We start from the raw sequence: 18,714 nt of genomic DNA, 5'->3' as shown, positions 1-18,714 counted from the left end.
CGGATGCCTTACTCGTTTCTCTCGCCGTGAGTAACTCGCTGTCCGGCGTGCAGCACCGCGCGTTCCGTGCGAGTCGGCGTTCCGTTCAGACCGTTGGCGGCTTCTTCGTCTCACGGCAGGTCGGGCGGTCGACGCGGACGCAGTACGTCGCCCGCGACGACGTCGGCGAGCAGTTCCAGAAGCGGCACTTCGACGACCGGCTGGGCTGGCACGAGACCACCGTTCCCCGACGAACCGTTCGCGACGAGTTCATCACCCAGCTCACGCGGTCGCCTTCGACGCCGGCGGAGCGGTCAGGTGAGGGAGCAGCCAGCGAGCCAGGCACCTTCGTCGTGAAGCCAGTTCGAGAGCTCCGAACGCCGTAGCGGCTATGCTTAACCAACATTCCGAACCGATACCGACACTGTGTTGGTTAACACTGGGACTGGATCCACTCCCTCGCCCTACTCCTCGAGTGAATGAATCCTGGCGACCGGTCGGCTCGAACGGCGGTCGCGACGGGTTTTATCGGGCCGCTACTCTTCGAGAGCGAGTATAGTCGTCGTCGAGGAGGTCACCAAACTGAGCGAGCGCCGTACCCAAACCACGTCCGAGGCGTTTCCGGACGATGCGCTGGCGTCGATTCGGTCGGCCGTCGGGTCCGTCCCAGCAAGCGTTTTCGACGGCTCGACGAAACACACGGAGGTCGGTGGGTTCGATGCCACAATCGCCGACGGGCTCTCGCAGTACGAGTACGAGGGGGACGCCGCTGGCGTTGACACGGCGGATGTCGACGACACGACGGCTCAACGCCTGGTCAGCGAGCCATTGAGTCGACGACTGAATTTCTGGCCACCTCTCGACATGTTCTCCCTATGTCATAGGCTTCGTGTCGAGTCCGTTGTCGCTGTGTATAGCAAACAGCATGAATGGTGTATACCTCCACTCTGTCAGCTCAACGCCGTTCTCCACCGAACCACGTACGCGATTGAGGTAACCCAGAACGCGGCGAGGAAGACATACATCGCGTCGCCACCAGGGTTGATCGAGTCAGTAAACGCCCCAGAGAGAGCGTATGCGAGGACAGCGACGAGAACAGGCGCCCCAATGTACGCGGCGGTATGCGGCTCCCAAGCCGTATCTGTCTGGCTCGCGCGTTTTGCGTGAAGATACATCGCAACACCGGTCAGCGGTGTGAGTACCAAGATGAGACCGAACAAGCCGAATACAGTTGCGAAGAAGGCCGCTCCCTCATGTGGCCCGAGAAAGACTCCCCCGATGACGAGCGGCGCGAACACCACGTACCCGACGATGACGATTGGCCATCCACCGGGGAGTTCGACCTGTGAGCTGAACCGCTCGACGAGCGCCGGCGTCAGCGGATATCGCCACGCGTCACCGAATATTGCTTTGCCCGTCGCGATGAATCCGACAAGGAACGTACAGGTCGTGATGATCATCCAGACGAGGAACAACGCCGAGATGACGAAACTCCCCCCGGCGGCGATGGGTTCGGAAAGCGTAATCCCGTTGGTGATGCCCTGTCCGGTGAGTTCGGCGAAGGTGAATACGGAGCTGAACGTCAGCACTGTCAGTGCTAGCACGGCAAGATGCCAGTCGAGTGCGTTACGAGCGTTCCGTTTGGTGAACTCGTTGGTCGCGACGAGATACACTATTCCGGCGCCGACGACGCCAGTTGGGATCGACAGCAGGTGAACGAGAATGCCGCCGATCGATCGTTCGTTGAGCAGTTCGGGACCAGGTGCGATGGATGTGGATGCTGATGTCATTGGGCTGTGGAGGGTCGTGTGGTGGGCGATGCGATGTTATTGCGTGATTTCAGATTACGTCGATGGGAGGAGGTTCAACGGGCTGTATCGGTCGCGGACCCAGCGGGCGAGTCGCTCTACGAGGAGCAACGCCAGGCTGATCACCAGCAGCTCAGCTGCGGTGTCCCACAGCACGATATCGCTCTGCGTACTGCTTACATCAGCACCGACGATTGTGAGAACACCACCGAGAGCGAACAGCACCAAACTCAACTGAAGTCCAGCGAGCACGAGCGTGCGGATCCCTGCTGTGTCCGATAGCGTGAGGAATGCACGAGTGGAGAGCCGGTCCAGCGGGGTATCTGTGTGTAGCGCGCGTTTTCCCTCCGGTGAGAGCGGCCAGTCCGATTCTGGATGGTTAATGTAGTACAGGGTGATCGAGTCGGGGTACGTCTCTGTGGCCACGACATCAATCGTCTGTAACTCCTGTAACCGGTTTCGGACCGTTGCCCTGCTCACTTCGGGCTTGATACGTGCGTGCAGTTGTCGAAGGGAGAAGAACGGTCGATCTGACTCGATCATCGTCTTGACGACGTGCTCTTGGGAGAGCGTGTTGTCGAGGTTCCGATCGATCCGTTCATCGATCCATGACGGAAGCGCGGACACGGTACCACCCCCTTGTTGACGGGGGTTATTAAATCGAGACGGGTTTTTTGCCCCCACGAACCGCCATTTCACGGCCATGAAACGGATTCGTTATCAAAGTCTGGTCGGCCACGACGCCGACGCGGAGGGCGAGTGATGCAGCAAATGCTCACTGGCTGTGCGTCCTGCGACGCGCCGCCTGGTACCGAGACTGGCAAGGCCCATACCTGGTGGCAGGACGAACGGGTCACCCACCCGATCTGCGTCGACTGCGCGATTCAGAGGGAGCCGAATCCCGACGAGCGCGATCACGTCGCTTGTGACGGCTGTGGACTGGTCGTCGACACACTTGCGGCACTGACCCGGTTCCGGGTCGAACTGGGGCATCTGGAAGGCCCGTTGCAGCTGTGCGCCCGCTGCAGTCCGGGCGGGCTCGCGACGTACTGGACGCGCGACCTCGAGGAGCATTTGGTCGCGACGCCGGCAGAGTGACCCCAAACACTCTTTACTGTTTCGCTGTAAACTGTAATCAAGAACACCCGTGTCACGCACTTCAAACCGCGCCGACGGCGACATCGTCCAGGACTTCCTCTCGGTCGCCGATCTCCTCGAGGAGCCACAGCTGGCCCAGCTGTACGCGTACCTTGCTCGGGAGGGCGAGGCAACCGTCCAGAACGTGATGGACGACCTTAAGCTCGCCCAGGGGACGGCCTACAGCTACGTCAACCGGCTCGTCGACGCCGGCGTCGTCGACGTCACCGACGACGAGCAGCCCCGCCGGTACGCCGCCCGGGAGATCGACCTGACCGTGACGACGGCCGCCGGCGACCGTGAGTACACGATCACGCCGGCGCTCATCGACGCCGTCGGCCGCCGCGAGACGAATGCGGACATCGATACCTACATCGACCGCCACGGCGTCGCCGGCCTCGCGACGGCGCTCACCTATGCGGTCGCCCGCGATCGCGGCGAGGTGACCCACCGGTTGATGGCGGAAGATCTCGACATCTCGCCGCTGGCCGCGGAGATGATCCTCCAGGCGCTCCGCCCCGTCGTCCACGAACATTACGAGATCGAGGAGGCCGGGGCAGGGCTCGAGGAGTTGGCCATCGACGGCGACGGTGCTGACGACGCGTGAGCCGGCTCCACATCGCTGACACCGGCCTGTTCGTCGCGATGGGGCAACCGTCGAACAGTCGGTACCAGGCCGTTCGGGGGTTCGCTCGCCGGAACGACATCGCCTTCGTCCTGCCCGAACGAGTGTACGAGGAGCTGACCGTCGACGAGCCCGATGTCGAGACGCCACCCGTCGACGCTGCGATCGACGAAGGGTGGGCGACGGTTGCGGCGCCGCTCGAGTTCTCCGAGCCTGTCGTCTCGCGAGTGATGGACGGCGTCCAGCGGTACATCGCAAACGCCGACGACCGCCCTGCCGACGAAGTCGAGCGTGCCGACGCCGCCCTCGCCGCCCTCGCTGCCCAGCACCTCAGCGCGGGAACGGCGACCGATGTGTACATCTACACGACCGATATCGCGGCCGGCGAAGGGGCCGAAACCGTCCTCGCGAGCGAGGGCTACGGGGACTCGGTGACGTTCGTGAACGGCTTCCGGTTCATCGAGGACCTGATCGGCGGTGACAGCTGACTGATTGCCAGTCTGATTCGGGTGAAGAGAACACTCGAAAGCCCTCGGCCGCTCGACGTCCCGCGACCGCGCGAGACGGAGTCTCGCTGGCCCTCGTTCGCTGCGCTCACGAGGACGCCGCTGCGCCCCCCGTGGCTGCGGTGCTTGCGAGGTCAGGGGACGACCGAGGCGGCCTCGCCCTTTCTGAGTCCGCCAGGGCGGTGGACGGCTCACCGAGCGACGTAGCCGGCTGGACAGGTGTGTCCGTAGCGGCCCGCCCCGCTCGCCGCTGCCGCCCTCCGCGTCGCTCGCGACCGACCATTCGTAGAGTGGTCGTTGTAAACACCGACCAAGTCGTTCGACGCGGGCTCCGCGTGTTGGGGAGACCACAAGGGTTCTACAGGTCCCGACGACGGTACCGACCCGCCGAGATCCGGAGTAGCACGACAGGCCACGCACACAGTGCCCAGAGCGAAATTCCGTCTGAGAGGGCGAGTCCGTCGAGTTGCGTCCGCGGGAAGCTAGTCGACACCACCCGCGGGATGGCGACAAGCTGGGAGTGGGTCCCCGCAACGAGGAGCTGGTAAGGTTGAACGAGCAGTCCAGTCCGAAGCACTGTGGGGACACCCGGGTCAACTCCGAAGAACGCGCAGCCGAGAAGCGGTCCCAGCGAGAGGGCGATTGCCCGGGAGCGCGCCGTAGTCAGCGTCGAGACTGCCACGGTAATCCCAGTAAGCGACAGCGAGAGTCCCACAGAGACGAGGAGGAACAGGCCGTAACTGACCGGATCGACGGTGCCGAATCGGAACCATGACACCAACGCGCCCGCGGCCAGGCCGACTGCGACCACACTTCCTACAACAGCCGACCGAGCGAGGAGTTTCCCACCGACAACCGCGCGACGTGAGACCGGGAACGTCTGGAGCGTCCGGAGCCGTCCTGATTCGGCGTCGCCGGCGAGCGCTCCAGCCGCGAGCACCACGGCGACGAGCGGGAGGAAGAGTGTCAGTACGCGTGCGAGGGTGAACAGAACGACTGCGGTCGTTGAGAGGGGATCGCCGTCGGGGACCAGCGCAAGGAGCGTGAGTGGCTGTTCACCCGGACTGGGCGGGTCGGCCCGCCGAACGACACTCACGACCGCGAGAGTGAACAGGACGGCGACAGCGGGCACGGTCCAGCTACGCCGGAGCCACAGGAGTTCCTGTCGGGCGACGCGACCCGTCTGAACCGCTAGCCGACGAAGCGACGAACGGCCCGTCACCGTTCGTCGGTGTAGGCCTCGAACACCTGTTCGAGACCGGGGTGGGATTTCTCGTACGATTCGAGCGTCACGTCGGAGCGTTCGAGTTCGGCGATGACGCCGGCGGTGTCTTGTTCAGCGTCACACCGCACAATGAGCGCGCCGCCTTCGGCCGTCACCCCAGCCACGCCGTCGAGATCATGCAGGAGATCGCTGGCCCGGTCGAGTGACCCGGCCAGCCGGATGCGGAGCGTCGTCTCGGTCCCAACGGTGCGCCGGAGGGCCTCTGCGGAGTCCTCCGCGACAAGCTGTCCATCGTCGATGATTCCGACCGTGTCGCAGACTGCTTCGACCTGTGCAAGTTGGTGTGTCGAGAGCAGGACGGTCGCGCCGCGGGCGTGTTCCTCGCGGATGATGCGTCGCAACAACTTGATCCCGTGTGGATCAAGTCCAGCCGCCGGTTCGTCGAGCACGAGCAGGTCAGGCGCGCCGACGAGCGCCATCGCCAGCCCCAGCCGCTGGCTCATTCCGCGCGAGTAGCCGCCAGCGGTGCGGTCGGCGGCGTCGGCGAGTCCGACCCGTGCCAGCGCCTCGTCCGTATCGACCGTCACGCCGTTCGCGCAGGCGGCGGCATCGAGGTGTTCCCGACCAGTCAGGCGCTCGTACGGGGTGAAGCCGTCCGGCAGGATACCGGTTCGTCGGCGGATCTCGACCGGTGAGGTCCGGATGTCCAACCCGAGGACACGGACTGTTCCCTCTGTGGCGTGGACGAGTCCGACAAGCGCGTCGATCGTCGTCGATTTTCCCGCCCCGTTCGGACCAAGCAGGCCGTACACCGATCCAGCCGGCACCGTCATTCTGAGCTCCTTGACGGCTGTGACGGAGCCGAACCGCTTGGTGAATCCATCGGTCACAACTGCGGGTGTACCGTGGTTGGGTGCGTCCGTCATCAGTGGAGGTCCCCCCGTTCGTAACTGACTGCGCCGAGCACTGTTGGTACCAGCACCCATGCACACAACACGAGTATTCCGGCCGCCGTGGAGCCGAACAGCGGTCGAATGTCACCCGTCGTGTCTGCCAGCGCCTGCTGGAAGAGTGCCGTCCAGTTCTCGTGTAGGCCAGCCAGTGCGACGTGGAAGGCGGTCCGCGGTGCGACTACACCGGCCGGCAGGAACTGCGAGGAGAGAAGACCACCGAAGACCAGCAGGCCGACGGCAGCGACAACTCCGAGCAGATATACCACGATGGGCTGGCTCCGGAGCGTCGAGAGCATCGCGCCGACGGCGACGCCACCAGCCACGTGGAGTGTCAGGAGACCGGCGAAGCCAAACACCACCATCGGAGAGAGTCGAACCCCGGAGAGGGACGCGACGACGACGGTACAGATCATAAGGACGGCAATGACAACTGCAACGACTGCGATCCGTGAAAAGACCAGACCAAGAAACACGCTCCGACGGCCGTACGGGAAGGTCTGGACCGTCCGGAGCGTGCCCTCGACACGCGGCGTCGTGACGGTGCCCACGCCGAGGAGGACGCCAGTACAGAGCAACAACGGGCCGACGAAGACTGAAGTAGCGACATCAAGCAACAGGAGATCCTGACCGGGGGCGACGACGGAGAACACGCCGTCGTTCACCAGCGACGCATCCGGCGGATACGCTGAGATGGAGAGGTTATGGAGGCTCCAGAAGGAACAGAACAGTGCGAGGCCAGTGAGCGTCCCGACTGTGCCGCGCGAGCGGCGGTGTCGGCGGAACTCAAGTCGGATGACGCTCAGGAGGGCGGTCGCGGTATGCCGACCGTTCATATTTGGAAAAGACAGACAACCGCCAAATCAGTTACTGCTTACTGGCAGTGGGTGTTGCTCCTGCCTTCGAGACCGGTGTAGGAGAGGTCGTCATAGTGGGTGTACAAGTTGTTTTTCGCCAGTCAGGGGTGCAGGCGTCCCAACAGGCCTGTGACGCAATTTTAGTGATTCAAAATGAACCTGCGTACCCAACAGCTTGAGGTGAACCGGATCAATGTCGGTTGACCTCAACGAGATCGAGCAAGCAGAGATCGACCCCGAAGAGTGGTTAGTCGAACGGCAAAAGAACTCATCGACGTTCTGGAGGACGAGTCCTCGTCCTCACTCAGTTAACCAACATGGTGATGGATTCCTTCCGTTCTGTTGGTTAATTTTTTCAGCGCCCCCAGAGGGGCGGAGGCGCGTTCTGACCTCCGTCGAATAATGACTGAACCCTATCTCACGACGGTCCTCAGGGAAGCCGAGCACGTCGCCGAGCAGCACGAGCAGGTCGCCCGAACGATAGACAACCAAGCCCACGAATACCTTCGATACGCCGTCCTCCGGATACTCGAGGGACAGGCAGACCACCTCCCGACGGGCTGAACGCCGATCGACGGCGTGACCGTCGGCTACGGGAGCGACGAGGCGATGTGCGACAGCTGGGGCTCCAGCGAAGACTGGTGGGAGACCGTCCCGCCGCAAGAAGCGTGTACCCGCTTCCGGGTGTTCTTCCCGGACGACCACCAGACGGTTCCCCGTGACATCGTCGACGTGATGGCCGCGCTGGGTGCCTGGCGAGTCTGGACCGGGAGCGCAGCGGCGTGCGGCTCCTACGACCATCGCGAGCGCCGCGAAGTCCACTACCTGTGGCCGGAAGGCCATCCGGTGGAGGAAGTACTCCACGAGCGGCTCAGTGGCCCTGCGGAAGCCGTCGCTCCCGACGGTGGCCGAACGGGCGACGTTCGCGACCGACTGGTCGTCGACGAGAACGCAGAGTCGCAGGACGATCTCGAGCCCCGCACGAAGCGTGCCGTCGCCGAAGCGATGGATGTCTCGCTCCTCTCGAAAGGTGGCCGCTACGAGGTGCAGTCCGCGTCCGGCAACAGGTACGAAGTCGATGTCATCGACGAATCGTGTACCTGTCCCGACTGGCAGCAACGCTCACCCGAAGGCGGCTGCAAACACTTGCGTCGCGTTGATCACGAGATCAAACGGGGCCGTGTACCCCGACCAGACGGCCGCCTTCCCTCTCCGTAGGGTAACGACTGAGCTACTCCACGGGACGGACTGTGTCGCCATCTCGACGGACCCGGTCGAACGTTGAGAGATACGCGAGCCGGTCGTGAACCTCGTCAGTATCCAGCTCCAGTTCGGCGGCCAGTTCGTCGACGGTCATCGACTCGTCGAGTGCCTGGAGGACTTCGAGCCCCCGGTAGTACCGATTCGTGAGCTCCTGGACGCGCCCCTCGATCGGCGTGGTCACCCCGTATCGCTCCTCGAGTTCGACCAAGGCCTCGTTCGCGAACGTGGCGAACTGATCGTCACCCAGGCGTTTGATCTGGGCTTCGAGTTCATCCCGGACGACGTCGTAATCGAGGCCGGCCTGCACGAGCATATTCATGTCCTCGATGTCGTCGTCGCGGCCGGCGATCGCCTTGAACAGGAAGATATCCTCGTTGCTGACCAGCCGGACCGTCAGTCGATCTGTGTCAAGGAACGGCTCGCTGCGCTCTTGCATCCCGTCGGTGAGCACGAGCTTGTTCGCGACCTGCTGGTTGAAGATGTCGAGGCGACACCCATCGTCGTTCTCGACGCAGCTCGTCGCCCCCAGCGCCCGGTAATCTGGATCCAGCGATTGAACCTCCGCATACCCGAGGTCCATCAGGACCGCCCACAGCTGGCCGTACGCGTCGCCATCCGGGACGACCAGATCAATGTCTTTCGTCGCCCCCTTGAGGTCGCGCAGCGACATTGCGCCACCACCAATCAGGTAGACCGTGAGCGGGGCTGAGAGGCCATCCCCGATGCGCTGGAATTCGTTCTCGATGTACTCGCGTCCGAATGTTGGTCTCATTATGGTAGTGGCACCTCGTAGTCAGCCGCCAACTCCTGGAACTCGTCCCACTCCGGGAGCCGGTCGTCGTCGACCTCGCCGTGCGTCTCGAGGTAGCGGAGCAAGGCGTCGATTTCGTCTTCGAGGCCATACTTCGCCGCCTGCGCTCGGAGGTCCGCCTCGTCGACGTCGACGTGGCTGAGCAGGAGGAGACAGTACGAGCGGTGGCGACTGCCGTCGTCGATCAGCAGCGTGTGACAGCAGAGTTCCGCCGGCGAGACTGCGTCGAGGTCTTCGGAGTAGACGTAGTAGCGGTGGCCGGTGAGCAGGAACTGGAGGTCGAAGGCCGCGAATCGAGCGAGGCCGGTTTCGTGGAACCCCTCTGCGTCGATCTCTGTCTCGGCCTGCGCGAGGAATTCGTCGTAGTCCTCCCAGAGAATCGTCCCCTTCGGGGCGACGGCTTCGAGGCGCTGGCGATGCAGATGATGTGCGAGTTCACGTGCGAACTCGTGGAGACGGTCGAAATCGGCGTTGAACTCGTAGTGGCCGTCGGCCGACCCGACGAGCCCACGGTCGCGAAACCGCTTGAGAACGCGGTTGACCGTATTGCGGTAGTTGTCGCTCCGGTCGGCAATCTCGGAGACAGTTCGCGGCTGGTCGAGGTAGTACAGCACCTCGAGTGCCTTGCCGGTCAGTAGCTCGGGGAAGTCGATGTGGGAGTGCTGGCGAACGAGGTCCTGGTAGCGTTCGACGGCACGAGCATCCGAGGGGACGACTCGTTTTCGCCGGCCGTCGCGTTCCGTGTAGACGAGCCCCTTCTCAACGAGGTCGGCGACGGCACGGGAGAGGTAGCTCTCGCTGTGATCGAGCTTCGTCGCGAGTTCGGAGATCGTGTCGCCACGGTCGACCGTAGCAAGGACCTCCAGTTCGATGCGCCGGAGCACGGTGTAACATAGTACGAAACTTGTATATAAAGAAGTTTCGAGCAGTGTTACATTCAGCAAGCACAGGAGCCGTCTTTATCGTCTTAACCAACAAAACTATGGATTCGCGGGCCCCCGTTGGTTAACTCGAGAGTAGCCGATGTCCTACGAACCCCCGACCCCACCGGCGAACCTCCCGACAGAGATAGTCAACACGCTCAACGAATCGGACCTGGAGCACCTCCGAGACGTTGCGACGTACGCTGAAGCGCTCGCCGAGCACAAGGAACGAGAGGCCCGTCTCGAGGAGTCGGAAGATCAAGAAGAGGTCGAAGAGCGACCAGACGACCTCCCGAACGACGTCCCTGCCAAAGCGACGATCACGATCAGGGAGATCAACGACAATCGCTACTACTACTGGCAGTGGCGGGAGGGAGACAAAATCAAATCCAAGTATAAGAGCCCAGTCAATCCCGACGAGTAGGAGGGTATCTGGCGTGGTTTCGGATGAACTACCCCCGTGTGCGAAATGGGGACAGTTCAGCGTCCGTAACGGGACCGAATCGATCCACGTGGACCCATCGTGGCTCCGGAAGCAGTACAACACCGTCTCGTTCCCCGTCGAGATGGGAGGGTGGCTCGGGATCGAATCGGCTCGCTTCAGGCACTGGGTTTGGGAATCTCCCGCCCTCCAGTTGACCGCCGACGAGACGACGCGAACCTTCGACCAGGTCCCGGACTGCTTCGAGAACATCGACGCCGAGAGATACGACGACTACCATCCCGATTCGATTTCCGTTCGAGACGACGATATGATAACGGTGCTCGGTCATCTCGACGTTGAGGACGGTAAGCGCGTCCTACGCGGCGGCGACGGGGTTCCGTTCGCAATCACGGACCAAGGAATCGACGCATTTCGACGATATCTGTGGCGACGAGTGTTCAAACACGGGTTCAGTCTCGTGGTATTTACGGCCGTTCTTCTGGCCATTTGGTACTACTGGTAGCGAGTTTGTCGCTCGCTCGCCGAACGTCGTTGAGAATGCCAGACCGTCTTGCTCCTTTCACGCCGGTCCAACATCCGTTTCGAGTACGTGCCCCGATTCCGAGAGCGTCACGTCGAGCCGTTCGTCGTCGAGGACGATCGAGATGACCACACTGTCGTCGTCTCGCACAGGTTTCGTATCGTACTCGACGTGGCCTAACTCCCAAAGAAGGGCATCTCGGACCGCTACCCCGTGGTCGTGGTAGAATGCGTCTACTGTCGGGTGAACGGTGAGCGCGAACCACGCCGGGCCGACTAACGAAGCGCCGCACATCTCGCAGTCACCCCGAAAAACCGGGGTCGTCCGCTTGTCACTCGTATCGCTGTCTCCGTCGCCACCGCTCCCGTCCTCACTTCCCTCGTCCCTTCGATTGCTCCCGTCTTCGTCGCGTTTGCCGGACGTAATCCGAGTGGTCATGGTTCCATAGCACTCCGAACAGACACCCTGCAGCGCGAGGTCGATGGCGTGGCGAATGAGGCTTGTCGCCAACGTCGCCAAGTCGTTCACCGTGGCGTCTGTGGCTGCGTTCGGCGGGATTGCCCAACTGAGGAGTGGATGGTCGTTCGCGCATGTGACCTCCAGTCGGCCGTTCTCGTAGATACCGGTGGCCTCGGCACCGCAGACGTTGCACGCACCGTCAACTGCGGTCGGGCCGACCTGTTCGTGATCGGTGTACCGTCCGGCGAGGATGGCGGCGACGATTTCGAATCCGGCGTGCGACAGTCGATAGCCGTCGTCTTCTTTCGCTACGAAGTGGCCGATGAGGGTGTTCAGATGGTACCGAAATCGTCCGGAATCCTCGACACCCGCACGCTTGCGCAACGCCGCGAAGCCGACCGTCTCCTCTCCAGTCTCACGGGCGTGGGATCCAAGTTCGCGGAGAATGGCGATTCGCGTCGGGTCCGACACCGCCGCGAAGGCGGCGTCGGGTTCGGACGAATCGTCCGAGTCCGTCTCGGATGTATCGCCTGATTCTGCCTTGGATGAATCGCTCGATGTCGTGTCGGTCATATAATTCGTGTGTGATAGCGGAGCGTTTAATCCCCCGCAGTCAGTCGGACTCAAGCCAAAACAGATCTTCGACGGCGCAATCGAACTCTACGGCGAGTTTCAACGCGAGTTCGAGACTCGGGTTGTAGCGGCCACGTTCGATGGCGTTGATGCTCTGTCGGGTGACATCGACTGCATCTGCGAGGTCTCCCTGCGTCATTTCGCGGGCTTTGCGGCGCTCGCGGACGCTGTTTTTCATGCGTACTGCCTCGCCTCGTACATCGTACTGCCGAGGTGGAGCAGCGAAAGTGCCGCGACGAAGAACGCGATGGGTGTCAACCACAGTGGCCACTCGATGATATCGAGCGCCCAAAGTGCGGTCACTGTCGGGAAGCCGATGGCCGATACTATACCCATGATCCCGAGCGTGCGCTTGCTCGCGGCGGCCTGCACGGTCCAGTCGCGTTCGTCGAACAGCGGACCGTCATACCGACGAACGACGACGATGGAACCGGCAGCGCACGCGGCGAACAATCCGACGCCGACGAGAGGGTATCCGATGGCGATGAAGACGCCTAGTGCGATTCCGGACAGTATCCACAGTCCGGTGTACAGACGGCGATACGACGTTTCCGGTGGTTTCGCATTCGTGGTGGACATGGTTCGGATTTCGGCCGCGATGTAAAGCGACCTATACAGTCAAGTCTACTTTACACCTTGATAAATGTTTCCCACTATGCATAACTCGGTGATAGATATCCGCTCTCGGAGGTTGTTCTGCGCTACCGCAAAGTGACTTGATTGGCGGGTCGTCTCTCCATTTTGCTCACTTTAGAGAGGAAAACAGCCCGAGTCCGGGCGACTCGGGACGGTGCGGAAAGGCACCGCTTCGTTGCGGGAACTGGGAGTGGGGGGAGGAGTTCCCGCACCAACAAGTTTACCGTTTAATTGATAAGTTGTTCGAATTTCACGTGATAGTGGCAAATAAATGATGGGAAATGAATGCCGAGTCAGATACGGGACAGTCCGCTCACGACCAAGACACCGACAATAAGCAGGAAAAACGGTCCTAGCATGATGGTGACAGCGATAGCGTTGGTTGTTTCGACATCTGGAAGCATGAACAGTGTCGTAGGGACGGCGGCGAAACACGCTGCAAGCACGAACGCGATGGCTAGGACTGTGTGATTCGCCTCGGGCCGACTCGGTTCGGTGACGGGCAACGCGAACATCTCAACGGCGGTTTCGAGGTCGGACACCGGTCCGAGTTTGACCGCTGTTCGGCTCGCGGAGTCAACGCCCGAAAGGGAGAGTGTTCCCGTCCCGAGTAGCCGGTCCGAGATGGGATTTTCGACCGAAATGCCGTCTAGAGCCTCTACCGTTGTCTTCCATTGCGGTTCGTCGAGGAGCGTGTCGTACGCGACGAGGGAGTCGCCGCGCCGTTGGTACTCTATCGTTCCGTACTGGAGATAGTGTCCGGCGGCTCTGACTGCTGCGATACTCCCGAGAATCACGATGCCAACGGCCACGGACTTCCACCCGAAGACGAGAATGCCCATCACGACGAGGAACAACGCGAGGTAGCCGATTCGGTTTGCCATCCCCAACGCGATGGATGCGACAGAGCTGAGAAGCACCGACTGTGTGTCGGTTCTGAGACGGGCGCTTACGGGTTCGTCAGGCACGGAAATCTCTGGTGGTGGCTCAGAGGTGTCGCGGGGACCGAAAACCCACTGTCCGAATCGTCCCGGTTCGGTCCGGTAGTGTTCCCGATAGAAACTGTACGTCTCTGCGAGTAGTTTCACCGTTACGATGAGGAACAGTAGTAGCGGTCCAGCCTCTTGCCCCACGTCGGCCACCGGGAGCAGAAACAGCAGTAGTATTAGTTGCCGGGCCGGCGTCGCCGCGATCATCCGCGCAGAGATGTCGGCGTACTCCTCGTTGTCGATATAGTCGAATCGGAACTCGGTGAGTCGGCCGACCAACAGTCCGAGGACGCCGACGGCGACACTCGTCGAGAGAACGACGGAGACATCTATCGACAGCCGAAGGGCGATATACCCGCCGATGAGCGCAGATATTCCCCCCGTGATGAGCAAAATTCCGAGCGCGTGGGGTACGTTCCGCACGTACATCGGTGGTCCTCCAGACCACGGGGAGACGCCACCGCGCTTCTCGCAGAGTTCCTGAAGCGGTAGGTGGTGCCTGCCACTGTCCTCGGACGCCCGCTCGGCAAACAGCGCTTTCAGCGCGGCGAACAGCACCGTTCCGATGCCCTCCACCCAGTAAAGCACCAACAGTGACGAGAGGTTCCAGTCCCACGCGGCGACTCCGACAATGGGGAGCAGATTCGAGACGATGACGGTAACGAGACCGATAGCCCGAGGCGGTGTGATTCGTGGCTGCTTCATTGTGGAGGGCGGTCGCGTCGAGAGCCGATTTCCTCGAACTCCCGACTCGTGACAACCGATCTGATTGTTCGCGGTTTGAAGGTGGTTTCGGTCTGTCGCGGAACGATCTCAGAGCAGGAAGAAGACGGCGCTCCTGAGGAGTCCGCCGCCGACAATGCGGGACGCCGAATCTACGTCGCGCGTGAACAGGACGGCGTCGCCCCGGTGAGGAAGACCCGAACTGGATCGAACGGAGGGTTAGATCCCGCTATTGGCGTCCTCTCAACGACGCCAAGTGCGTCGAATGCAAGCGATACTGTCGCGCTGACGATGAACAAAAACGAGGGAGCGAACGCACTGAACATCCCGGTACGGAACCTGATGTCCGACGCAGTCGCGACGGTCGAGCGGAGCGCACCGCTTGACGAGGTCGTCGAGACGATGTTTGAGCGAGAGATCTCCTCGCTCGTCGTCACGGCTGACGACACCGACGAACCGAACGGGATCGTCACGAAAACAGATGTCATCGAGGCGCTCACCTGGGAGCGCGATGACCGGAACGCCGTGCAGGTGTTCGGGCTCGACCTACTGGAAGGAATGGACTACGATGATGTCTCCGCGCTGATTGAGAACATGGCCTCGAAGTACGGTGAGATGAGCGTGATCAAGGCCAGCATCCAACTGCAGGAGCACAAGGAACAGAGCCGGGGTGTGCCGCTGGTGCTGGCACGGATTCGACTGGTCACCGACCGTGGCTACTTCACGGCCGATGGGGAGGGTTACGGGGCCTCCCATGCTCTTCGTCTCGCAGCGAACGCTGTCGAACGCCAGCTTCTCAAGGGAAAGACCTACGGCAAGTCGAAGAAGCATCCGGATACAGACGAACAGGAACAGCTCTACGGCTGGTGGCTCGGTGGGTGAATCCAGATTCAGTCTACCTCACGATGGCTTCCCTGCTGCTAGGTAACGACTGGGTGCGCAGAGGGAATGCTAGAGGGGGTGAACACGCTGCTAGGACTCCCCCCGAATGAACAACGTATGCCGACACACTACCACGGTATGCAGTCGTTCATCGACTTCATGTAGACGTATCTTCAGGATCATCCAAAACGCTGCAAGGAGTGTGGAAACGTCGCCCGCCTCCGGTCAGAGTGGCACACAGAAAAAGCGTGACGAGAACGGTCTCCACTTCGTACATACCTGCCCCTCGGTGTGGTGCGGAGAACGACGCATTTCTCGACCTCGCCCCAGAACACGAGCGTTCTCGGAGGTAGGAAAGGCTATGCGCGACGTATCACTCAGTATTTGTTCAAGCCTCCGGACTGGTCATCGGCAGCGCGATGGTTTTGAATCTCGTCATCGCCGGATTCTTCGGCGCGCTCGTTCCGCTCATTCTGGATCGGCTCGGGTACGATCCGGCAACATCGGCGACTATCTTCATCACGACCGCGACCGCCGTCCTCGGATTCTTCATTTTCCTCGAACTGGCGCAAATCGTCCTCCTGTGAACTCTCCTACCCTTCTCGTCGGTCACGTACAGCGCGTGAACCGTCTGGTCGTGGGTCCGTACGAGGCCGACCTCGAAACTGACATGGAACAAGCGGAAGCCCACGGATTCAGCCGTGTAGAGGATATCAAAGCCCGTTCGGTCTCGGTACTTCCGTCCGTCGATATGAGAATCTGGTCGTACGTGGACTCCGCTGTTGGGATCTACTGTTCGCGGTAGCAAGTACTCGCGTGGTGGATCACTCGTCTCGTTTGCCGTACGTCTCTTTCCCCCAGCCAGAATCGGTGGCTTCGTCGTTCCGTTCGAGGTAGTCCTCCAGCGTCTCGTAGACGGCTCGGCCGAGATCCTGTAACGCGTCGTCGATCATCGAAACCGTGCTCGAATCGAGCGACTCGGTCGCGTCCCGCTCGCGCCAGTCGTCCGGTATCGTCGGGGTGTCGAACCGAAGTCGGTCTTCGGTGGGATCCCAGTAGAAGTCGAACGCCTGGAACAGGCCGAGGTCGCTGACGATCCGAACCTGCCCTTCGTCGAGGTCCGTGTATTCGGCCCATTCGTTGAACCCCTCCTTCCATGCACCCTCCTGAAGCAGGTCTTCGAGGTCCTCGCGATAGAAGTCCTCTGATCCGAGCGTCTCCTCCTGCAACTCGAACTCACGCGGCATCCCTCGGTTCGAGAGGTCCGGTGGTTCCGGAAATTCTACGTCGAGTGCCATACGAGACGTTGCACCGGCAGAACAATAAAGTCGTGTAACGGTTCCCAGAGCTCCGGTGCCGAACTCCCGGACGTGTTCCTGTAACATGACGGGTAGACTCCCACATGTTCGATACTCCGTCACAGCGGCTCGGTCCCGACGCCGTATGTCTGTTCGTCACGAATGGATGCGGTTGGTGGCGTCGCTCACCGTCCTACTGCTGCCGTTTGTTCCGACTGCCCGGCCGTTTTAACCTGCTCCGTGGGTAATTACTCATACATGAGAGGATTCCGAGTCGGTTCGGCGTTTGGTATTCCCGTCAGGCTTAACTGGACTTTCCTGATCGTCCTTCCGCTCTTCGCCGTATTCATCGCCTGGGATATCGCTGAGTTGGTAGTGGTGATAAACCAGTTGTTCGGCGCTACGATGGACCCGGACCAGTTAACGGGCGGGAACCTCCAGTGGGTACTCGGACTGGCTTCGGCGCTGGGACTGTTTACCGGCGTCCTATTACACGAGTTCGGACACTCGTTGGTCGCGTTGCGATACGGCTACGAGATCGATTCGATTACACTCTGGTTACTCGGCGGCGTGGCTAGCTTCACCGAGTTCCCCGAAAACTGGCGTCACGAGTTGGTGATCGCTATCGCTGGCCCCGTCGTGAGCGTCCTCCTTGGCGTGGGCTCCTACGTGGCATTTATCAGTCTCCCGCCGAGTGTCGACGCAGTCCGATTCGTCTTCGGCTATCTTGCAATCCTGAATATCGTGCTCGCTGCGTTCAATCTGCTCCCCGGCTTTCCGATGGATGGCGGACGTATTCTCCGAGCACTCCTCGCTCGGACCCAGCCACACGCGAAGGCAACCCAACAGGCTGCTGCCGTCGGGAAAGTGTTCGCGTTCGGCCTGGGCCTTCTCGGGTTGTTCACCAACTGGTTTCTCATCGTACTGGCGTTTTTCATCTATATCGCCGCGTCTGGCGAGGCCCAACAGACCACGATCAAGGCAGCTTTCGAAGACATCACCGTAAGCGACGTGATGACGTCCGAAGAGAACCTCGAGACGGTTTCCGAGGAGACTACAATCTCTGATCTCCTCGCGCGGATGTTTACTGAGCGCCATATCGGGTACCCAGTAATGCGAAACGGCGATCTCGTTGGGATGGTGACGCTGGACGATGCAGGTGCTATCGAAGAAGTCGAACGGGATGCATATCGCGTCGAGGATGTGATGTCAACCGAACCCCATACGACCTCCCCCGACGCCGACGCAATGACCGCCTTCCAGCAGATGCAGCAGAACGGCGTTGGTCGACTACCGGTCGTCAACGATGCCGGTGATCTCGTTGGAATCATTTCTCGGACAGACATGATGCGGGCGTTCAACGTCATTCAGAGCGGTGGGTCGCCGCGGATGCTACAATCTCACGGAGCGAGCGAAGCACGTGAATTGGCTCAGTAACGGAGGACTCCAGCGGAACGAGGAAGATGGTGTCGTGGGAAGTCAGATGTCGATTTCGTATGTCGCGTGCGACGGTGTTGCGGAACTCCTAGAGCGATACCCGAAGCGTCAGGCGGAGAGCTAGTTCAGAGTACATAGAGAGTTGACGGGCAATAGTGGATACCCGAACGACAGCGGTTAGCGATGTATTAGTCCCAGTATTCGACTTCGAACATCGTCAGCGGAGTCGTACGTTTGGTTCTTAGTTGAGGCAAGCACTTCTTCGAGTGATTCTGTTCCGCCTTGTGTTTCGATCTCGTAGTCTCCGTAGGCCTCAACCAGTTCCTCGGTCGTGGTTGGGTAGTTCTGGATTTCGAGTGCCTCATCGAGGTCACCAAGCCGCCCACCGGGGTCGCCGCTCATTGCTCTGTCTTCGTGGGCGCGGTCACGTACCTTCTCTTGCTTCCGATCTGGTTGTTGTGGCTGCTCGTTGTCTTTGTTCTCGTCTTGGCTTCGTTTGTCGTCTGGCATCCTTACAAGTAGGTGCCCGATTCGGATAACTGTGTGGACGCTTGTCAGTGTGAACAGTTCGAGTACATATCGTTGAGGGTAGCGGCTCTGTCGGACGT

General features: G+C 61.0%; 20 protein-coding genes and 5 pseudogenes. 12 read left to right on the top strand and 13 right to left on the bottom strand.

Annotated features, from left to right (window positions below; genetic code table 11):
• Positions 1-86: 86 nt before the first annotated feature.
• Both HBOR_RS16310 and HBOR_RS20370 read left to right on the top strand, forming a co-directional pair.
• Positions 87-365 (top strand): annotated as a pseudogene (locus HBOR_RS16310) (hypothetical protein); the annotation flags it as partial.
• A gap of 169 nt (positions 366-534) precedes the next feature.
• Positions 535-753 (top strand): annotated as a pseudogene (locus HBOR_RS20370) (hypothetical protein); the annotation flags it as partial.
• Between the two features lie 176 nt (positions 754-929).
• Here HBOR_RS20370 and HBOR_RS16300 read toward each other — a convergent pair.
• Both HBOR_RS16300 and HBOR_RS16295 read right to left on the bottom strand, forming a co-directional pair.
• A complete protein-coding gene (locus HBOR_RS16300) occupies positions 930-1,769 on the bottom strand; it encodes a DUF4870 domain-containing protein (RefSeq protein WP_006054716.1) in 840 nt (279 codons plus the stop codon).
• Between the two features lie 54 nt (positions 1,770-1,823).
• Entirely contained in the window at positions 1,824-2,414 is a 591-nt protein-coding gene (locus tag HBOR_RS16295; RefSeq protein WP_006054717.1) for a helix-turn-helix domain-containing protein, read from the bottom strand.
• Between the two features lie 135 nt (positions 2,415-2,549).
• On the opposite strand from HBOR_RS16295, the gene HBOR_RS16290 reads away from it, so the two are divergent.
• Genes HBOR_RS16290 through HBOR_RS16280 form a run of 3 tightly spaced genes read left to right on the top strand, consistent with a single transcriptional unit; the run spans position 2,550 to position 4,037 of the window.
• Positions 2,550-2,885 carry a DUF7558 family protein gene (locus HBOR_RS16290; RefSeq protein WP_006054718.1) on the top strand — a complete coding sequence of 112 codons (336 nt, stop codon included), beginning with the start codon at positions 2,550-2,552 and terminating at the stop codon, positions 2,883-2,885.
• 49 nt (positions 2,886-2,934) lie between these two features.
• A complete protein-coding gene (locus tag HBOR_RS16285; RefSeq protein ID WP_006054719.1) occupies positions 2,935-3,531 on the top strand; it encodes a DUF7437 domain-containing protein in 597 nt (198 codons plus the stop codon).
• Positions 3,528-4,037: a hypothetical protein gene (locus tag HBOR_RS16280; protein ID WP_006054720.1), complete on the top strand. Its 510-nt coding sequence runs from the start codon at positions 3,528-3,530 to the stop codon at positions 4,035-4,037. Before HBOR_RS16285 ends, HBOR_RS16280 begins: the two co-directional genes overlap by 4 nt.
• Positions 4,038-4,413: 376 nt before the next feature.
• Here HBOR_RS16280 and HBOR_RS16275 read toward each other — a convergent pair whose 3' ends face one another.
• From HBOR_RS16275 to HBOR_RS16265, 3 genes are read right to left on the bottom strand one after another with little or no spacing between them, the layout of a single operon-like run.
• Positions 4,414-5,277, bottom strand: a complete 864-nt coding sequence (locus HBOR_RS16275) for an ABC transporter permease subunit (protein ID WP_006054721.1) — start codon at positions 5,275-5,277, stop codon at positions 4,414-4,416.
• Positions 5,274-6,206 (bottom strand): ABC transporter ATP-binding protein, encoded by a 933-nt coding sequence (locus HBOR_RS16270; protein ID WP_006054722.1) that lies wholly within the window; start codon positions 6,204-6,206, stop codon positions 5,274-5,276. The genes HBOR_RS16275 and HBOR_RS16270 overlap by 4 nt, the downstream gene beginning before the upstream one ends.
• The gene (locus HBOR_RS16265) at positions 6,206-7,066 is read right to left on the bottom strand and encodes an ABC transporter permease subunit (RefSeq protein ID WP_006054723.1); all 861 of its coding nucleotides are present in this window, start codon (positions 7,064-7,066) and stop codon (positions 6,206-6,208) included. The genes HBOR_RS16270 and HBOR_RS16265 overlap by 1 nt, the downstream gene beginning before the upstream one ends.
• Before the next feature lie 423 nt (positions 7,067-7,489).
• Here HBOR_RS16265 and HBOR_RS16260 point away from each other — a divergent pair.
• Positions 7,490-8,305 (top strand): annotated as a pseudogene (locus HBOR_RS16260) (hypothetical protein).
• Between the two features lie 13 nt (positions 8,306-8,318).
• Here the strand turns inward: HBOR_RS16260 and HBOR_RS16255 are convergent.
• Together HBOR_RS16255 and HBOR_RS16250 are read right to left on the bottom strand one after the other, a co-directional pair.
• Complete coding sequence (locus tag HBOR_RS16255; protein ID WP_006054726.1) at positions 8,319-9,122, bottom strand: DUF6036 family nucleotidyltransferase; 804 nt, start codon at positions 9,120-9,122, stop codon at positions 8,319-8,321.
• Positions 9,122-10,045, bottom strand: coding sequence for a helix-turn-helix transcriptional regulator (locus HBOR_RS16250; RefSeq protein ID WP_006054727.1), 924 nt, complete (start codon positions 10,043-10,045; stop codon positions 9,122-9,124). The genes HBOR_RS16255 and HBOR_RS16250 overlap by 1 nt, the downstream gene beginning before the upstream one ends.
• A 139-nt stretch (positions 10,046-10,184) precedes the next feature.
• On the opposite strand from HBOR_RS16250, the gene HBOR_RS16245 reads away from it, so the two are divergent.
• Together HBOR_RS16245 and HBOR_RS16240 are read left to right on the top strand one after the other, a co-directional pair.
• Positions 10,185-10,508, top strand: coding sequence for a hypothetical protein (locus HBOR_RS16245; RefSeq protein WP_006054728.1), 324 nt, complete (start codon positions 10,185-10,187; stop codon positions 10,506-10,508).
• Positions 10,509-10,521: 13 nt separating this feature from the next.
• Positions 10,522-11,031, top strand: a complete 510-nt coding sequence (locus HBOR_RS16240; protein WP_006054729.1) for a hypothetical protein — start codon at positions 10,522-10,524, stop codon at positions 11,029-11,031.
• 57 nt (positions 11,032-11,088) lie between these two features.
• Here HBOR_RS16240 and HBOR_RS16235 read toward each other — a convergent pair whose 3' ends face one another.
• The 4 genes from HBOR_RS16235 to HBOR_RS16220 form a co-directional block, all read right to left on the bottom strand.
• Positions 11,089-12,081, bottom strand: a complete 993-nt coding sequence (locus HBOR_RS16235) for an ArsR/SmtB family transcription factor (protein ID WP_006054730.1) — start codon at positions 12,079-12,081, stop codon at positions 11,089-11,091.
• Positions 12,082-12,121: 40 nt separating this feature from the next.
• On the bottom strand, positions 12,122-12,319 hold the full coding sequence (locus tag HBOR_RS16230) for a helix-turn-helix transcriptional regulator (RefSeq protein ID WP_006054731.1): 198 nt from the start codon (positions 12,317-12,319) through the stop codon (positions 12,122-12,124).
• On the bottom strand, positions 12,316-12,720 hold the full coding sequence (locus HBOR_RS16225; RefSeq protein ID WP_006054732.1) for a DUF2178 domain-containing protein: 405 nt from the start codon (positions 12,718-12,720) through the stop codon (positions 12,316-12,318). The genes HBOR_RS16230 and HBOR_RS16225 overlap by 4 nt, the downstream gene beginning before the upstream one ends.
• 350 nt (positions 12,721-13,070) lie before the next feature.
• Positions 13,071-14,471 carry a DUF6498-containing protein gene (locus HBOR_RS16220; RefSeq protein WP_006054733.1) on the bottom strand — a complete coding sequence of 467 codons (1,401 nt, stop codon included), beginning with the start codon at positions 14,469-14,471 and terminating at the stop codon, positions 13,071-13,073.
• 336 nt (positions 14,472-14,807) lie between these two features.
• Here HBOR_RS16220 and HBOR_RS16215 point away from each other — a divergent pair.
• From HBOR_RS16215 to HBOR_RS16210, 3 genes and pseudogenes are all read left to right on the top strand, one after another.
• Positions 14,808-15,371 (top strand): annotated as a pseudogene (locus tag HBOR_RS16215) (CBS domain-containing protein); the annotation flags it as partial.
• 398 nt (positions 15,372-15,769) lie between these two features.
• A pseudogene (locus tag HBOR_RS19480) lies at positions 15,770-15,958 on the top strand (magnesium transporter); the annotation flags it as partial.
• The gene (locus tag HBOR_RS16210) at positions 15,955-16,176 is read left to right on the top strand and encodes a hypothetical protein (protein WP_013440753.1); all 222 of its coding nucleotides are present in this window, start codon (positions 15,955-15,957) and stop codon (positions 16,174-16,176) included. The pseudogene HBOR_RS19480 and the gene HBOR_RS16210, both read left to right, overlap by 4 nt.
• Before the next feature lie 19 nt (positions 16,177-16,195).
• Here the strand turns inward: HBOR_RS16210 and HBOR_RS16205 are convergent, their stop codons facing one another.
• Positions 16,196-16,618, bottom strand: a complete 423-nt coding sequence (locus tag HBOR_RS16205; protein ID WP_049890702.1) for a hypothetical protein — start codon at positions 16,616-16,618, stop codon at positions 16,196-16,198.
• A gap of 309 nt (positions 16,619-16,927) precedes the next feature.
• Here HBOR_RS16205 and HBOR_RS16200 point away from each other — a divergent pair, with 309 nt between their 5' ends.
• Complete coding sequence (locus HBOR_RS16200; RefSeq protein ID WP_006054738.1) at positions 16,928-18,106, top strand: M50 family metallopeptidase; 1,179 nt, start codon at positions 16,928-16,930, stop codon at positions 18,104-18,106.
• Between the two features lie 177 nt (positions 18,107-18,283).
• On the opposite strand, the gene HBOR_RS16195 is transcribed toward HBOR_RS16200, so the two are convergent.
• Positions 18,284-18,616 (bottom strand): DUF5789 family protein, encoded by a 333-nt coding sequence (locus tag HBOR_RS16195; RefSeq protein WP_006054739.1) that lies wholly within the window; start codon positions 18,614-18,616, stop codon positions 18,284-18,286.
• Between the last annotated feature and the right edge of the window lie 98 nt (positions 18,617-18,714).

The sequence above is a fragment of the Halogeometricum borinquense DSM 11551 genome, assembly GCF_000172995.2.
GTDB classification, from domain to species: Archaea; Halobacteriota; Halobacteria; order Halobacteriales; family Haloferacaceae; genus Halogeometricum; species Halogeometricum borinquense.
This window is presented reverse-complemented; position numbering and strand designations above follow the sequence as displayed.

What these genes read in the sequence shown, in the direction of transcription:
- HBOR_RS16300 (WP_006054716.1), bottom strand. Translation starts at nt 1,769, where the DNA reads ATGACATCAGCATCCACATCCATCGCACCTGGTCCCGAACTGCTCAAC.
- HBOR_RS16290 (WP_006054718.1), top strand. Translation starts at nt 2,550, where the DNA reads ATGCAGCAAATGCTCACTGGCTGTGCGTCCTGCGACGCGCCGCCTGGT.
- HBOR_RS16270 (WP_006054722.1), bottom strand. Translation starts at nt 6,206, where the DNA reads ATGACGGACGCACCCAACCACGGTACACCCGCAGTTGTGACCGATGGA.
- HBOR_RS16265 (WP_006054723.1), bottom strand. Translation starts at nt 7,066, where the DNA reads ATGAACGGTCGGCATACCGCGACCGCCCTCCTGAGCGTCATCCGACTT.
- HBOR_RS16255 (WP_006054726.1), bottom strand. Translation starts at nt 9,122, where the DNA reads ATGAGACCAACATTCGGACGCGAGTACATCGAGAACGAATTCCAGCGC.
- HBOR_RS16245 (WP_006054728.1), top strand. Translation starts at nt 10,185, where the DNA reads ATGTCCTACGAACCCCCGACCCCACCGGCGAACCTCCCGACAGAGATA.
- HBOR_RS16235 (WP_006054730.1), bottom strand. Translation starts at nt 12,081, where the DNA reads ATGACCGACACGACATCGAGCGATTCATCCAAGGCAGAATCAGGCGAT.
- HBOR_RS16230 (WP_006054731.1), bottom strand. Translation starts at nt 12,319, where the DNA reads ATGAAAAACAGCGTCCGCGAGCGCCGCAAAGCCCGCGAAATGACGCAG.
- HBOR_RS16225 (WP_006054732.1), bottom strand. Translation starts at nt 12,720, where the DNA reads ATGTCCACCACGAATGCGAAACCACCGGAAACGTCGTATCGCCGTCTG.
- HBOR_RS16220 (WP_006054733.1), bottom strand. Translation starts at nt 14,471, where the DNA reads ATGAAGCAGCCACGAATCACACCGCCTCGGGCTATCGGTCTCGTTACC.
- HBOR_RS16205 (WP_049890702.1), bottom strand. Translation starts at nt 16,618, where the DNA reads ATGCCGCGTGAGTTCGAGTTGCAGGAGGAGACGCTCGGATCAGAGGAC.
- HBOR_RS16200 (WP_006054738.1), top strand. Translation starts at nt 16,928, where the DNA reads ATGAGAGGATTCCGAGTCGGTTCGGCGTTTGGTATTCCCGTCAGGCTT.
- HBOR_RS16195 (WP_006054739.1), bottom strand. Translation starts at nt 18,616, where the DNA reads ATGCCAGACGACAAACGAAGCCAAGACGAGAACAAAGACAACGAGCAG.